Source organism: Mesorhizobium sp. HAY1-8B (assembly GCF_056868045.1).
Genome location: NZ_CP200321.1, coordinates 121,695 through 136,667, shown reverse-complemented (window position 1 = coordinate 136,667; position 14,973 = coordinate 121,695). Strand labels below are relative to the sequence as shown.

The window sequence follows — 14,973 nt, the reverse complement described above, 5'->3', positions numbered from 1 at the left end:
GCATTTTGGCGAAGCCAGGACATCATGCTCGGGCCTCAGCGTGAAGGTGCACGTTCATCGAGGCGGCGATGAGCGCATCGGCGGACAGGGTGTCGCCCTTTAGTTCCCTGGCCACACTGCCCCGGTAGAAGACATAGACCCGATCGCACAAGTGGATAAGTTCCTCATAATCGGTCGATTGCAGGATCACTGCCATTCCCTCGGCCGCCAGGTCAGTGAGCAGCCTGTAGATCTGGGCCTTGGTCGGCAGGTCGATGCCGCGCGTCGGGTCCATCAGCAGCAGACATTTGGGCGACAGCACCAGCCATTTGGCCAGCACCACCTTTTGCTGGTTGCCGCCCGAGAGCGTCGCGACGGGATCATCGAGCGAACCGTAGGTCAATGCCAGCCGTTCGATCAGGCCTTGAAGCCGGGCCTCGTTACCGCCGTTCAGGTCGAGCAGGCCGAAGGGCGCGCGCCCAAGAACTGCCAAGCGCAGGTTCTGCGCTACCGACATGCCGGGGATCAGCCCCTCGGTCTTGCGATCCTCGGGCACGAGCGCCAGACCGACATCGGATTGTTTCACCCTTGGCGGCTGCAAACCATTCAGTCGCTTGCCATTCAACGTGATGCGGCCCGTCACTCCGCGCAGCACACCGAAGACGGCATGCATGATCTGCTGCTGGCCCTGGGCATCCAAACCGCCAAGCCCGACGATTTCGCCGGCGCGAGCGGCGATCGACACGTCGACAAGCTGGTTTTGCCAACTGACGTTGGACACATCCAGAACGATCGGCGCCGTGTCGGGCACAGGCGGGCGGCGCGGCGGAAACAGCTCCTCCAGCGAGCGGCCAATCATCAGGCCGACGATCTCATCGGTCGTGCGTGCGCCAACGTCGAAGGTCTCGATATGCTTGCCGTTGCGGAAGACGGAAATGCGGTCGGCGATGGCCTCGACCTCGTGCATGCGATGCGAGATGAAAAGGATGGCGACGCCCTGCTCCTTCAGCATTCTGAGGACACCGAACACCGTTTCGACGAGTTCGCTGGTCAACGCCGAGGTTGCCTCGTCAAGGATAAGAAGCTTGGGCTTGCGGAACACGGCCTTGGCGATTTCCACAAGCTGGCGTTCGGACAGCGACAGGCCGGAGACTCGGGCGCCGAGCGGGATCGACTTGGCCCCTACCAGATCCAGCGCCGCGCGCGCCTCACGATAAACACCGCGCTGCATCAATCCCATCCGGGTGCGGGGCGCGGCAAGCACGATATTGTCGCCGACCGAAAGGTGCGGCATCAGCGACAGTTCCTGGAACATGCAGACCGTGCCCTGTTCGGCCGCCTCGCGCGGCGAGGAAAATTGCACCGTCTGCCCGCCGATGGAGATCGTTCCCGTATCCGGCTGGATGACACCGGCCAACAATTTCATCAGCGTCGATTTGCCGGCGCCATTTTCGCCGAGAATGGCGTGCACGCGTCCTGGCTCGCAGCGGAAATCCACCATGGTCAAGGCTGGAACGCCACCATAGGATTTCGACACCGATTTCAGTTCAACATAGCGGTCGGCCATGCGCGCTCCCTGCCGTCGACCTGGCCGGCGCAGACGCCGGCCAGGCTCCTGTGTGATTGCCTAGTTGGAGTTATCGGCCGTCTGGCCGTTCAGCTCATCGGGCGTGAACACGGGGAAGCACTGCGGAAAACCGGTGGCCGTGTAGAAGGTCTTGGGCAGGTTGGGAAAGAAATCCTTGCCCTCTGTCAGGTCCGCGTTGTCCTTGTGCGGGATTGGCAGGAAAACCTTCTGCGGCAGCGCATTGCCCTCCAGCAGCACGACCGAGGCCTCCAGCGCCATGGCGGCCAGCGCCGGCGCCTGAGCGGCGGTAGTCCCCGGATACTTGCCCTTGCTGACCAGCATCCGCGTGCCGTTGCCGGCATCGACGCCGACCGGGACCACGGGGTGCTTGGCCGCGGCCATCGCCTCAAGCGCGCCAACGGAGCCCTCCTGGACAACGATGCCGTCAAAATTGCCGTTGGTGGCGATGGCGTCGGACGTTACCTTCGACGCCTTACCCACGTCCCAGTCGCCTTCGACCTTGACCGTCTTCAGATCGGGGTACTTGGAGAAGACCTCGCTGAAGCCCGCCTGGTTGTCGCGGTCGACGCTGTTGCCGGGGACGCCATCGATTTCCAGAACCTGACCCGAAACATTGCCTTTCTTGGCCTTGATGCCATCAACCACGGCCTGCGCCTTGATCCGGCCCAGCTCGACCTGATCTTCATTGATCTGCACGACCTGGTTGGAGTCGAGGACGTTGTCATAGGTAACCAGCACCACGCCAGCTTGCTTGGCACGCCTCACGACTGCGTCGAAGGCGGTGGGATTGACGGCATTGATGATCACGGCGTCGTAGCCGGCGGCGATGAAATTGTCGATCGCGGAGATCTGCGCCGTGGAATCGTTGCCCACCGATATGATCTTCAGGTCGGACAGCTTGGACTTATTCTCAGGACGCGCGCCCCAGGCTTTTGCGGTCTGGATGGAGTTGGCACGCCAGTCATTGCCGACATAGCCGTTGACCAAGGCAATTTTATAAGGCCCGGACTTCTTCGGATAGGAGATCACCGAAGCACTGTCCGGTGCAGGAGCATAGCAGTCCGGCTTGTAGGTGTCCTGCGCCCGGGCGCTTGTGAGCGTTGCGGTGGATGCTGCAAGGGCGCCCATCATCAGAAGCGTCATATGTCTTTTCATTTCACTTTCCTCCCGTTGTCCGGCGACCACCGCCGGCTTTCAAATTGATGTGAGCTTTCCTCCGCCGCAGTTGCCGTTGCGGAGGCCAAATTCCTGAGATGGGCGCATATGGTCGGATCATCGGTCCTGCTGCCATCAACGCCGGTTCAACGAGACGGCAATGATGATGGCTCCCTTGATGACCTCCCGGATGCTGGCCGAAAGACCGAGCACGAGAAGACCAAACCCGAGAATGCCTATGAAGATCGCACCGACGACCGAACCGACGATTGATCCATAACCGCCAAAGAGACTTGTCCCGCCTATGATCACGGCCCCGATCACGTCCAGTTCGAGACCCGTTGCCAGGCTGGGATTGCCTGCCGTGGAGCGGGCCGCGAGCATCAGGCCCGCAAGGGATGCGGTCGTGCAGATTGATCACCGGGCGCATACCGGCTTCGCCGGTGACAAACTTCCCGTCAATCAGCATGAGATAGGATTTATTGTCTTCTGCTGCCATGGTTCGATCGCTTTTGCGTGCGTTGCAGGCGTGCCGACGCTAAGGGTTGGATTTCGCCGCAGCCATCTGGACCGCGAACTCGATCGCCTCGATCAGACTGTCCTCATTGGCGATGCCCTTGCCGGCAATGTCGAAGGCCGTGCCGTGGTCGACGGAGGTGCGGATGATCGGAAGGCCGAGCGTGACATTGACACCGGAGAGCGCTTTCCACTCACCGGTCGCGGGATCGACGTTGAAGCCGAGCAGCTTCACCGGGACATGGCCTTGATCGTGATACATCGCGACCACCGCGTCATACTGGCGGGCGCGCAACTTGACGAAAACCGTATCGCCCGGAACGGGCCCAACCACCGTAAAATCCGCAGAGGTGTAGGAGGCCACGATCGGGGTCGTGATGTCGATGTCCTCGCGACCGAAAATGCCGCCCTCACCAGCGTGCGGGTTGAGCGCGGCAATCGCAATGCGGGGATGGGCAATGCCGAGGACGCGCAACGCCTCGACCGTCAACTGGATGACCCGCCGCAGCCGAGGCTCGGTCAGTTTCGACGGAACCTGGGCCAGCGCTACGTGGGTCGAGACATGGCTGACGCGGAAATCGCCATGGGCAAGCATCATCACGGAATCGCGGGCGCCTGTCAGTTCCGCCAGCATGTCGGTGTGACCGGCATAATGATAGCCGGCCAGATTGAGCGCTTCCTTGTTGAGAGGAGCCGTAACGATACCTGCGATTGAACCGGCCTGCGCCAGGCGTACAGCTTTTTCGATCGCCAGATAGGCGAGGCGCCCGCCTTCAGCCGACATGACGCCTGTCTCAATGGGGGTCCGCTCCGGTCCAGCCTCAAGAATGGCCACGGGCGGAAAGGTCCCCGTTGCCGAAGCTGACGGTTCTTCCAGCTCGATATGTCCTGAAATGGACTCCATAGCGCGCATCGCGGTGACGCTGCCGATAATGAGAAGCGACAATGATCCGTCGGCAAGCCGCGGTTTCAGCCTTGCGCATGCTTTTGCAATGATCTCAGGGCCGATGCCCGCAGGATCACCCATTGTGATGCCGAGTCTTGGACCAGACATAAACGCCTCTAATCGGTCAATTGTGGTCATCTTGTAATCCTTTCAACCATCGACGTGCAATAGTTTTCTTTTTCGGTCATCCGTAATCATGCGAACGTGAGAATCGCCTCTTCGCCTGCCTCTCTGTGGCGTGCGATCCGAGGTGTCAGGCTCTTGAAATATCGTTTGACGTCATTTGACCGGCGGAGACGGACCCGTCGGTGCTTTTGGCCGCAGATCGTCTTGATCAGCGATGCGCGAGGGCCGCGAGCCTGCAGAGCAGGGCGCTGTCGCCGAATGCGCCGGATTTCGAAATGGTGGCCAGCCCCTCGAAAACACCACCTTTGACTCTGGAGACCGGAAGCCCTGGCTCGATCTCGCATTCGACCGTCAGTTCGATGACGCCCAGGCTGTCGCACACCGATCGCAATGTTTCACCGCCGGTGACGAGTAACGTGCCGGGCTTGGGCAAGCCTGCGAGAAGCGAGGCAAACACCTTGCCGATATGGGCTGCCGCGGCGTGGCGATCACCCGATGCAACGACACTGACGACCGACGGCTCCCCGCGCATCATCCTTTTCGCCAAACGCCTTCTCGTTTTGTCGATATCGTGCTCCACGACCACATGCGCATCCGCATGCCTGGCTGCAAAGAGGGCTACCTGTCCCGCCGTGACCTCATGATTTGTGCCGACAAGAGCCAGAAATGGATCGGAAAACGCAGGAACAGGCTTGTGCGGCACATTCATGTGCCGTGCGAGTGCCGCCGCCAAGCCGCCAGTGCCGACCCACAATGTCGCTTGCTTCGGCACGGTCGCGACGATCTTGTCCAGGTCCGCATTCGTTTCGGCATCGTAGAGTGTGATGAAATCAACTGGTTGCGACCCTGGTGCCGAACGCCCAGCCGCGAAGCGCTGGCCTAGACCGGCGACCAGGTCGGGACCTACCATTTCAGTTTGATCAAGCCGCCATTGCCGCCCAAGGCGCGTGGCGCGTCGCTGAAATGGGAACGCAGGTGCGATGACAACCCGCTGGTACGTTCCGTTGACGATGCAGGCCTCAATTTCAGCGATGACGTGGCCGCGCAAAAGGCTGTCGATCTTCTTGAAACTCAACTGTCCGCCGGCGAGCCATGGCGCAAGCGCCCGGTGTCGCTCGACCGCCGTCGCCGCAGGCCCCTCTCGGGTGGCGGTGTCGATAGCCATACGTCCCGCAAACGTACGGTCTAGCTGCCAGCTTACCCCAATGCCACTCCCAGGTGATGCAAAGGAAACCGCGCTATCCAGGGCGCCGGTCAAGTCGTCCGCGACGACCCGGATATCCGTAACCTCAGGAGTGCTCAACTTAACAACCCGAACGGCTGACGCGCACGACCTTGACGTCTACATCGAGCGTCCGAAGATTGGTGAGGTGAGCCGGATCGATGCCCTCGTCGGTAATGATCTGGTGGATCTCGGTCAGACGGCAGATCGTGCAAAAATTGGGGACAGTGAACTTCGAATGGTCGGCAAGCACGACGACACGACGCGCCGCCGCAATCATCGCCTGCTTCATTGCCGCAACCTCCAGCGAGGTCTCCGTGAGCATGTCTCCGGTGATGGCATGAGTGCCCAGAATGGCCACATCGGCGTGAATGGTCCGCAGGAAATTCTCGCCAGGCTGGCCGATCAGAGTAAGCGAACCAGGCTTGCAGGTGCCTCCGGGCATCACGAGACGCACTCCCGGCACAGGTGCAAGTATCTGCGCGATCGCAAGGCTGTTGGTGACAGCCGTAAGCGGGATAGGCGCCGCGGCGATAGCGCGGGCGACTTCCAGAACGGTCGTGCTTGCGTCGAAAATGACGCTCTGTCCGGCTCGAAGTTCCGACATCATGGCGGCGCCTATGGCCTCTTTCTCGGCTCTGGCGAATTGCGCTGCAGTGGCGAGATCCGGCTCGAATGTGGCCAGTTCCGTGCGCTGAAGCATTGCGCCGCCATGCGTCCGCTCCAACGCTCCTTGCCGTTCAAGCGTCTCGAGATCGCGCCGGATCGTCGAAGGCGAGGCGCCGATGAGATCGATGAGTTCCTGAACGCCGACGGCTCCTTCTCGTTTAAGGCATTCGAGGATGAAGGCGTGACGCTTGGCCGGAATCAGATCGACCCGCCCGCGTCCGCCATCGTCCTCCCATGCCCCGGCGGACACGACAGGCGCCACGTCCTCCGCTGTTGATTTTCGGACATTCCTTGCCACGTTCGTATCTCCGCATGGTCGCGACGCGCTCACCTGATTCACAGCGCACTCTGTGTCGCGAATATCACGAATCCCTCGGGCTAGCCCAATGATTTGTCACCCTGATGCGTGATTCCTATCATTATTGGCTGATTTTGACTGAACCTGGGAAACAGATATCGTCATTTGGCGGTTAACAAGCGAGCAATTTTGGTCAAACCGTCTAACAAGCGGCCTAAAGGCGGCGCGTTCCTTCTCGCCACCCTTCTCCGCAACATCCCCTTGATTGGTCAAGAATAGCTCTCCCAGGTCATCCACGGGGTGGTGCATGATGGAGATGTCGCCTGTCGGCACGCTCTGCACACTGAAGCCGCAATATGAGACGCTTACGGGCAAAGCCGGGCTCGATGGCCAGGGGAGGCGGGACTATCCGCTATTCCGCATCGAGATGAAGGTGATCGATGACGAGAACAAAGCACGGCCTGGGGACGGCAAGACCTTCGGGCGCGCCCCAAGTGAGGAGGCGGCCATCTCACGCGCGAGATACAGCGGCGCTGGCGCCGGGAAAAGTACGGCACCGACCTTCCAACCATTTGATTTAATTGGTGATCCCGACAGGAATCGAACCTGTGACCTACAGATTAGGAATCTGCCGCTCTATCCTACTGAGCTACGGGACCACGCGGCCAGACACATAGCCGCTTCGGATCGTTTCGCCAAGAGGCCGGCCGCATGCAATTCGGCCGGCTCCTTGCGCGGCGGGCCTCAAGCGGCCAGCGCGGTTTCCGCCAGTTTCACCCAGTAGCTCATGCCGTGCGGGATGGCTTCGTCGTTGAAATCGTAGGCTGGGTTGTGAAGACCGGCGGTGTCGCCATTGCCGATGAAGATGAAGGCGCCGGGGCGGGCTTCCAGCATGTAGGAGAAATCCTCGCCGCCCATCACCGGCTGGATGCTGCGGTGGACATGGCTGTCGCCGGCGACGTTTGCCGCAACGTCGCTGGCAAACACCGTCTCTTCGGCGTGGTTGAAGGTGACCGGGTAATTTGCCTGGTAGTCGACCTCGATCTTGGCGCCGAAAGCAGTCGCCAGTCCGTCGCAGATGGTGCGGATGCGCTCTTCGGACTTCTTGGCGATCTCCTTGCGCAAGGTGCGCACTGTGCCGGCGATCTCGGCCGATTCGGGAATGATGTTGTAAGCGTCGCCTGCATGGAACTTGGTCACCGACACCACCACGGCCTCGACCGGATCGGTGCTGCGCGAGGCAATCGTCTGCAGCGCGCCGACCAGCTGGCTGGCGATGACGATCGGGTCGATCGTGCCATGCGGCATCGCGGCGTGGCCGCCGCGGCCTTTCACGGTGATGGTGAATTCGGCCGTCGCCGCCATGATCGGGCCCGGCCGGATGGCGAACTGGCCGACAGGCAGTCCCGGCATGTTGTGCATGCCGAACACTTTTACAATGTCGAAGCGCTCCATCATGCCGTCCTTGACCATCTCATTGCCGCCGCCGCCGCCTTCCTCCGCGGGCTGGAAGATCACGGCCACGGAGCCGGCGAAATTGCGCGTCTCGGCGAGATATTTGGCGGCGCCCAGCAGCATCGCCGTGTGGCCGTCATGGCCGCAGGCATGCATCTTGCCGGGAACGGTAGACGCATAGGCCTTGCCGGTGATCTCGTTGAGCGGCAGCGCGTCCATGTCGGCGCGCAGGCCGATGGTGGCGCCTTCGCCCTGGCGGCCGCGGATGATGCCGACGACGCCGGTCTTGCCGAGGCCGGTGACCACATCGTCACAACCGAACTCCTTCAGCTTTTCGGTGACGAAGGCGGCCGTCTTGAAGACGTCGAAATTGAGCTCCGGCGTCTGGTGCAGGTGCCGACGCCAGCCGGCAACTTCGTCCTGCATTTCAGCGGCGCGGTTCAGGATTGGCATGATGGTTCCATTTCGTGGTTGGAGCAGCCGGCTTCAGCCTGGTGTTTTGCAACTGGGCCCAGTGTTCTGCAATTGTGCCCGTTTTGCAATTGTGCCGGGTGTTTTGCAATTGTGATTGTCAGGTGCTTTGCCATGTTGGCGTCACATAGGGTAAATAGCACCGCAACGATGCGGTCCGTTTTTTGAGGGACGGACTCCTTATGCTGGCGATCACGTAACGAAATCTTACGGAGCCAGGGGCGATCAGGGCAAGAGGCGATTTCGGATTCGATCATGCGGCACAGGCATTTCCTCAAACTATTCTCGGCCGGCGCAATCGCGCTCTCGGTCCTGGCCGGGCCGGCGCTGGCCAATCCGGTGGTTGTCTTCGACCTGAAGAATGGCCAGATCCTGCAGCATCAGGATGCGTTCAAGCGCTGGTATCCGGCCTCGCTCAGCAAGCTGATGACCGCCTACGTGACCTTCCGGGCGATCGCGGCCGGCGAAGTCCAGCTTGATTCGCCGATCAAGGTGACCAAGCACTCCGCCGGCGAACCGCCGAGCAAGATGGGTTTCAAGCCAGGCTCGGTGATGCGGCTCGACAACGCGCTGAAGATGATGCTGGTCAAATCGGCCAACGACATCGCCATGGCGGTCGGCGAGAATGTCGGCGGCTCGCAGGCCGCCTTCGCCGAGAGGATGAATGCCGAGGCGACCCGGCTCGGCATGAACGGCACCCATTTCGTCAATCCGAACGGCCTCTACTCGCCCGACCAGTACACCACGGCGCGCGACCTTTCGGTGCTGGTGATGGCGATCCGCCACGAGTTCCCGCAATATGCGCCGTGGTTCTCCATCGAAGGGCTCGCGGTCGGCAAGAAGGCGATCCCGAACTACAATCTCCTGATCGGCCGCTATCCCGGCGCCGATGGCATGAAGACGGGTTTTGTCTGCCCCTCCGGCTTCAACATGATCGGTTCGGCGACGCGCAATGGGCGTACGCTGGTCGCGGTTGTGCTTGGCGAGAAATCGGCGGTCAGCCGTGCCGAGACCGCGGCAAGACTGCTCGACCAGGGATTTGACACCCAAGCCGCCGGTTCGGCCACTGTCGCGACGCTGGCGCCCTACGGTGACACGGTCTCGCCCAACGACATGCATGACGAGGTCTGCAAGAAAAAGACGCCGGAGGAGCAGTCCGAGGCGCCGCCGGCCGCCGCCGCAAAGGACGTGCCGAAATCGCCCTACCAGGAAAAGCTCGACCATGTGCCGACGCTGGTCGCCGTCGGCCTCGGCGGCGCCACAGGTCCGGCGCCGAAGGCGATGCTCGACCAGGGCGGCCAGGAATATGCCGACGTGCCGATCCCGAGCTGGCGGCCGGATCGGCCAGCGCCGACCGGCGCCGGTCCGGCCGTTGCCGGTTCCGCCGCGCAAGGCGATCAGCCGGTCAAGGTCGCGAACTAACCTGATGAGCGGATTCCCGATCCCTGTCTCGGTGCTGACCGGCTTCCTCGGCGCCGGCAAGACGACATTGCTCAACCGGCTCCTGAAAGATCCGGCGCTGGCCGATACGGCGGTCATCATCAACGAGTATGGCGAAGTGGCGATCGACCATCTGCTGGTCGAGCAGTCTTCCGACGGCATCATCCAGCTTTCGGACGGCTGCCTGTGCTGCACCGTGCGCGGCGAACTGGTCGACACGCTGGCCGACCTCGTCGACCGGCTGCAGACCGGCCGCATCGCCCGGCTTGCCCGCGTCATCGTCGAGACAACGGGGCTTGCCGACCCGGCGCCGGTGCTGCAGTCGATCATGGCGCATCCAGCGCTCGTCCAGGCTTTTCGGCTCGACGGTGTCATCACGCTGGTCGATGCGGTCAATGGCAATGCCACGCTCGATGCCCATGTAGAGGCGGTCAAGCAGGTCGCCGTCGCCGACCGCATCGTGCTGAGCAAGGCCGACCTGGTCACCGATCCGGGTGACCTCGAAACGCTGCGGGCACGCCTGCGGCAGATCAATCCGGGCGCCGAGCTGCTTGACGCCGGCAATTCAGCAACAGGCGTGGCGGCGCTGTTTGATTGTGGCCTCTACAATCCCGCCACCAAATCCGCCGACGTGCGGCGATGGCTCGGCGAGGAAGCGGCGCATGAGCACCATCATCACGGTCATGACCACGATCACAGTCATGATCATGACCATCGCCACGATTCCCGCGTGCGCTCCTATTCGCTCGTCCATGATGGTCCGGTGCCGTTTTCGGCGATAGAAATGTTTCTCGACCTGTTGCGTTCGACGCATGGCGAAAAGCTGCTGCGCATGAAGGGCGTGATCGAACTCAGGGAGGATCCGTCACGCCCGCTGGTCATCCACGGCGTGCAGAAGATCCTGCATCCGCCGGCACGGCTGCCGGCCTGGCCCGACGGCCAGCGCGGCACACGGCTGGTGCTGATCACGCTCGATATGCCCGAAGACTATGTGCGCCGGCTGTTTGCCGCCTTCACCAACCGGCCGTCGATCGATACGCCCGACCGCGCGGCGCTGGAAAACAACCCGCTGGCGATCGCCGGGCTTTGAATTTCTACGATCGCTGTTCGCCGCGCTCGACCAGGAAGCGATGACCGCCGGAAACGGCCGACGTTTCCACCAGATGATGGCCGCTGTCGGCACAGAATGCCGGTATGTCGATGACGGCCAGCGGATCGGTGGTTTCGAGCCAGAGTCGACTGCCGGGCTCCATCCCGGCCAGGCGCTTTTTCGCCTTGAGCACGGGAAGCGGGCAGTTCAGGCCCTTGAGGTCATAGCTGGCGGTATCCGCGGTCAAGATTAAGCTCAGCCGCCGAACATGCCGAGCAGCTTGTTCTTCAGCTTTGTCACCCGGCTTTCATCAGCGCTCGCGGCCTGCGTTTCGGCGACCGGCGCGACATCCGTGGGGGCCGCGATGGTGGCGGTGGCGACAGGGGCTTCCTTCGCGGCCTTGGCCGCTTCCTTTGCAGCAACGGCTTGCGCCTTGGCAGCTTCCTTTTCGGCCAGCGCCTGGGCCTTGGCGGCTTCCTTGGCTTGCTTGGCGGCCTCTATGGCCGCCAGCCGCTGCTCCTCGGCCTTCTGCTTGGCGGCTTTCTCGGCATCCAATGCCGCCATCTTGCGGCCGGCCGGCGAATCGATACGACCCATGCGCGCCGTCTCGGTCACCGAGCCGTCGGAATTGAGCGATGGCGGATCGATCGGCACGCGCTCGCCGCGCGCCCGGCGCTTCGACCAATCCGAAACGATGCTGGCTTCCTTGATGCCTGCAATGGTCGGCTTGGGCGGCGGCACGCTGGCCTTGAGCGCGCCGTTGAATGCAGCGTCGTAGGTGCTCTGGTAGGCGTTGTAGGCGCTCTTCAGCGAATCCGGCTGGGTGGTCGCCGGGCACGGTCCGGTCGGATCGAATGTCTGGCCGTCGGCGGCGACCTGGTTGAAGACGTAGCGCTTTTCGCAGACGTCGACCTTCGGCGGCACCTTGGTAATCTCGAAATTGTCGTAGCCGACCTTCAGCATCTTCCAGAATTCATAGTTCGGGTCGTTGCGATAACGCGCCATGTTGGCGGCGGTCATGCGGAACGGGAAGGCCTGGATCTGGAATTCGGTCTGGCCGCCCTGGAAGGCGTCGCGGCCGAAGGCATAGATCTGCTCGATCTGCGCGTCGGTCATCGAGTAGCAGCCCGACGACGAGCAGGCGCCGTGCACCATCAGGTTCTGACCCGTGCGACCGTTGGCACGGTCATAGGCGTTGGGAAAGCCTATGTTGAAGGACAGGTGATAGTTCGACCTGGGATTCATCTGCGACGGACGCACCGTGTAGAAGCCCTCAGGCGCCTGGCGGTCGCCCTCGGTGTATTTGGGGCCGAGCTTGCCCGACCATTTGCAGATGTCATAGGAAGCGACGAGACCGTAGCGGCCATCGGTCTTGGCCTTCCAGATCTCCAGCTTGCCCTCTTCCTTGAAGATGCGCGCCATCACCGAAGAGGTGCGCACCATCCCCTTGGCCCTCATGTCGGCCAGTATTTTGTCCGGCAGCGGCTTGTTGGCTTCCGGGGCAAAGTCCTTCATCGACGAATCATTGCAGCCGGCGATGGCTATCGAGGTGATGAGGACTCCGGTGCGGGCGAGCTTGGCAAACATGGATACGGCTATGTCTTTTCCCTCGGGCCAATGGCTTCAAAATGCCGGGCCCGCATGCTGAACACCCACGGACCGTAAGCCCGTTAACCTTGAAAATTCCTTACCGCAAGCCTCGGCCAACGCCTCGCGGCAATTTCATTGAACCGAATGCGACGGCATTTTTGTGGCGGAATCGTGCCTTCCCGCCACTTTGCCGTGTGGTGGCCGGGGCAATCCCAAGGCGATCACACGTTTTGACAGATCCGGATTTGCCGGGGACCAGGTAACGCTGCCGCCTTCGTTATGTCCACTGGCGGTTGGGAACTCGCCTGTTGCGCCGCTAGTGCTTGTAGTCGGGCCGCTTTGACCAGCGTCGGTCCCTCGTATTTTTCATCTCGGATCCCCGTAAAACGACAAGCTTAATTAGCCGCCGTTAAATCAGGGTGTCCATCGTGACCCAGTCCCCTAGAGGCTGCGGCCCATGGCCAGGTATTTCTCGCGGCGCTGTTCGCGGAAATCGGTGTTGGCGCCGGCGAATTCCTTCATCGTCTTGGCGATGAGGTCGCCGGTCGCGGCAATCACCTTTTCGGGCGCGCGCTGGGCGCCGCCCATCGGCTCGGGGATGATGGCGTCGATGATCTTCAGTTCCAGAAGATCCTGCGCGGTGATCTTCATGTTGGTCGCAGCGTCCTTGGACCGCGTCGTGTCGCGCCACAGGATCGAGGCGGCGCCTTCCGGCGAAATCACCGAATAGATGGCGTGCTCGAGCATGTAGACGCGGTTGGCGGTGGCGATCGCGATGGCGCCGCCCGAACCGCCTTCGCCGATGACCACCGAAATCGACGGCACTTTCAGCGCAAGGCAGGCCGAGGTCGAGCGGGCTATGGCTTCGGCCTGACCGCGCTCCTCGGCACCGACGCCGGGGTAGGCACCCGCCGTGTCGACCAGCGTCAGGAGCGGGATCTTGAAGCGGTCGGCGAGTTCCATCAGCCGCACGGCCTTGCGGTAACCCTCGGGACGCACCGAGCCGAAATTGTGCTTCAGGCGGCTTGTCGTGTCGGAGCCCTTTTCCTGGCCGATGATCGCGACGGGCTCGCCGCGGAAGCGGGCAAAGCCGCCGACAATCGCCTGGTCCTCGCCGAAATTGCGGTCACCGGCGAGCGGCGTGAAGTCGCTGAACAGGCCCTTGATGTAGTCGACGCAGTGCGGCCTGTCGGAATGGCGCGCCACCTGCACCTTCTGCCACGGCGTCAGTGCCTTGTAGAGATCGCGCAGCGCGTCGCGCGAACGCTTCTCGAGCCTGGTGATCTCATCGGCGACATCGACCGCCTCGCCGTTCTCGGCGAGCTTCTTGAGCTCGAGGATCTTGAGTTCAAGATCCTGCACGGGCTTTTCGAAATCGAGATAGTTGTACATGCTTGAGCGGACCGATACGTCGGAAGGCAAGGACCGCGGAACCCTTGAAACCAAGGTTCCGGGCGGTGAAATGTTGTCCTCACATAGCGATATGAGGCCTAGTCGGCAAGCGGATGATGATCGTTGACCAGCCGCACCAGCCGCTCCTCCAGCACATGGGTGTAAATCTGTGTCGTCGATATGTCGGCATGACCGAGCAGCTGCTGCACCGCCCTGAGATCGGCACCATTCTGCAGGAGATGGCTGGCGAAAGCATGACGCAGCACATGCGGCGATATCTTGCCCGAAGCGATGCCGGCTCGCGCTGCCAGTCCTTTCAGGTCGCGGGCAAAGACCTGGCGCGAGAGGTAGCCGCTGTCCGATGCGGCCGGAAACAGGAACGGGCTGTCGGCGAAGGCCGGCACCCCGGCCCGGGCGGCTAGCCAGGTCCGCATCGCCGCGCGCGCCTTGGCCGACAGCGGCACCATGCGCTCCTTGTCGCCCTTGCCGCGCACCATGAAGAAACGGTCGTCGCGCTGCGCCACCGTCACCGGCAGGCCGACAAGCTCGGACACGCGCAAGCCCGTGGCGTAAAGCACTTCGACCAGCGCATGCAGGCGCAGGGCCGCCAGCCGGTCACCATTGCCGAGCCCGGCGTCGGCGGCTTCCTGCGCGGCACGGTCGATCAGCCGGCCGGTCTCGGCCTCGCTCATCGTCTTGGGCAGGGGCCGGCCCTTTTTCGGGCTGTCCAGCGTGCCGGTCGGGTCGTCGCCGCGCAGACCCTCGGCATAGAGGAATTTGAAGAATTGGCGGATCGCCGACAGTTTGCGCGCTTGCGAGGTCGGCGCGAAGCCGCGCGCGGCGATATCGTCGAGATAGGCGCGGATATCGGCGACGGCCGCACCGGCAAGTCCGCCATCGATCTCGCCCGAAGCGTCTTCGAGGTCGCGCCGGTAGGAGGAAAGCGTGTTTTCGGCAGCGCCCCGCTCGGCGCTCATCATTTCCAGGAAGGCCTCGATGCGGGCGGCGCTGTTCATCCTAGGATCAGTTTCCTCGG

At 62.3% G+C, this 14,973-nt stretch carries 13 protein-coding genes and 1 tRNA gene; 2 read left to right on the top strand and 12 right to left on the bottom strand.

Going from position 1 to position 14,973, the window contains the following annotated elements:
* Positions 1-22: 22 nt before the first annotated feature.
* The 8 genes from AC1VON_RS00675 to AC1VON_RS00640 form a co-directional block, all read right to left on the bottom strand.
* A complete protein-coding gene (locus tag AC1VON_RS00675; protein WP_483119998.1) occupies positions 23-1,546 on the bottom strand; it encodes a sugar ABC transporter ATP-binding protein in 1,524 nt (507 codons plus the stop codon).
* A gap of 60 nt (positions 1,547-1,606) precedes the next feature.
* Positions 1,607-2,752, bottom strand: a complete 1,146-nt coding sequence (locus tag AC1VON_RS00670; RefSeq protein ID WP_483119996.1) for a sugar ABC transporter substrate-binding protein — start codon at positions 2,750-2,752, stop codon at positions 1,607-1,609.
* Between the two features lie 105 nt (positions 2,753-2,857).
* The gene (locus tag AC1VON_RS00665; protein ID WP_483126252.1) at positions 2,858-3,136 is read right to left on the bottom strand and encodes an ABC transporter permease subunit; all 279 of its coding nucleotides are present in this window, start codon (positions 3,134-3,136) and stop codon (positions 2,858-2,860) included.
* A gap of 124 nt (positions 3,137-3,260) precedes the next feature.
* Positions 3,261-4,292 (bottom strand): 4-hydroxythreonine-4-phosphate dehydrogenase PdxA, encoded by a 1,032-nt coding sequence (gene pdxA, locus AC1VON_RS00660; protein WP_483119994.1) that lies wholly within the window; start codon positions 4,290-4,292, stop codon positions 3,261-3,263.
* A gap of 226 nt (positions 4,293-4,518) precedes the next feature.
* Positions 4,519-5,613 (bottom strand): four-carbon acid sugar kinase family protein, encoded by a 1,095-nt coding sequence (locus AC1VON_RS00655; protein ID WP_483119992.1) that lies wholly within the window; start codon positions 5,611-5,613, stop codon positions 4,519-4,521.
* Position 5,614: 1 nt separating this feature from the next.
* Positions 5,615-6,499: a DeoR/GlpR family DNA-binding transcription regulator gene (locus AC1VON_RS00650; RefSeq protein WP_246740896.1), complete on the bottom strand. Its 885-nt coding sequence runs from the start codon at positions 6,497-6,499 to the stop codon at positions 5,615-5,617.
* 582 nt (positions 6,500-7,081) lie between these two features.
* A tRNA-Arg gene (locus tag AC1VON_RS00645) sits at positions 7,082-7,158 on the bottom strand.
* A gap of 85 nt (positions 7,159-7,243) precedes the next feature.
* Positions 7,244-8,407: a M20 aminoacylase family protein gene (locus AC1VON_RS00640; RefSeq protein WP_172348358.1), complete on the bottom strand. Its 1,164-nt coding sequence runs from the start codon at positions 8,405-8,407 to the stop codon at positions 7,244-7,246.
* 273 nt (positions 8,408-8,680) lie between these two features.
* On the opposite strand from AC1VON_RS00640, the gene AC1VON_RS00635 reads away from it, so the two are divergent.
* Both AC1VON_RS00635 and AC1VON_RS00630 read left to right on the top strand, forming a co-directional pair.
* Positions 8,681-9,847: a D-alanyl-D-alanine carboxypeptidase family protein gene (locus tag AC1VON_RS00635; protein WP_483119990.1), complete on the top strand. Its 1,167-nt coding sequence runs from the start codon at positions 8,681-8,683 to the stop codon at positions 9,845-9,847.
* Between the two features lie 4 nt (positions 9,848-9,851).
* Positions 9,852-10,955, top strand: a complete 1,104-nt coding sequence (locus AC1VON_RS00630; protein ID WP_483119988.1) for a CobW family GTP-binding protein — start codon at positions 9,852-9,854, stop codon at positions 10,953-10,955.
* A 4-nt stretch (positions 10,956-10,959) separates the two neighbouring features.
* Here the strand turns inward: AC1VON_RS00630 and AC1VON_RS00625 are convergent, their stop codons facing one another.
* From AC1VON_RS00625 to AC1VON_RS00610, 4 genes are all read right to left on the bottom strand, one after another.
* Complete coding sequence (locus AC1VON_RS00625; protein ID WP_172348362.1) at positions 10,960-11,202, bottom strand: sulfurtransferase TusA family protein; 243 nt, start codon at positions 11,200-11,202, stop codon at positions 10,960-10,962.
* An 8-nt stretch (positions 11,203-11,210) separates the two neighbouring features.
* Entirely contained in the window at positions 11,211-12,542 is a 1,332-nt protein-coding gene (locus tag AC1VON_RS00620; RefSeq protein ID WP_483119986.1) for a L,D-transpeptidase family protein, read from the bottom strand.
* 444 nt (positions 12,543-12,986) lie between these two features.
* Positions 12,987-13,937, bottom strand: coding sequence for an acetyl-CoA carboxylase carboxyltransferase subunit alpha (locus tag AC1VON_RS00615; RefSeq protein WP_140608701.1), 951 nt, complete (start codon positions 13,935-13,937; stop codon positions 12,987-12,989).
* Positions 13,938-14,035: 98 nt separating this feature from the next.
* A complete protein-coding gene (locus AC1VON_RS00610) occupies positions 14,036-14,953 on the bottom strand; it encodes a site-specific tyrosine recombinase XerD (protein WP_483119984.1) in 918 nt (305 codons plus the stop codon).
* Between the last annotated feature and the right edge of the window lie 20 nt (positions 14,954-14,973).

Coding starts and splice junctions, on each gene's coding strand:
- AC1VON_RS00615 (WP_140608701.1), bottom strand. CDS start 13,937: ATGTACAACTATCTCGATTTCGAAAAGCCCGTGCAGGATCTTGAACTC.
- AC1VON_RS00620 (WP_483119986.1), bottom strand. CDS start 12,542: ATGTTTGCCAAGCTCGCCCGCACCGGAGTCCTCATCACCTCGATAGCC.
- AC1VON_RS00630 (WP_483119988.1), top strand. CDS start 9,852: ATGAGCGGATTCCCGATCCCTGTCTCGGTGCTGACCGGCTTCCTCGGC.
- AC1VON_RS00640 (WP_172348358.1), bottom strand. CDS start 8,407: ATGCCAATCCTGAACCGCGCCGCTGAAATGCAGGACGAAGTTGCCGGC.
- AC1VON_RS00675 (WP_483119998.1), bottom strand. CDS start 1,546: ATGGCCGACCGCTATGTTGAACTGAAATCGGTGTCGAAATCCTATGGT.
- AC1VON_RS00610 (WP_483119984.1), bottom strand. CDS start 14,953: ATGAACAGCGCCGCCCGCATCGAGGCCTTCCTGGAAATGATGAGCGCC.
- AC1VON_RS00635 (WP_483119990.1), top strand. CDS start 8,681: ATGCGGCACAGGCATTTCCTCAAACTATTCTCGGCCGGCGCAATCGCG.
- pdxA (WP_483119994.1), bottom strand. CDS start 4,292: ATGTCTGGTCCAAGACTCGGCATCACAATGGGTGATCCTGCGGGCATC.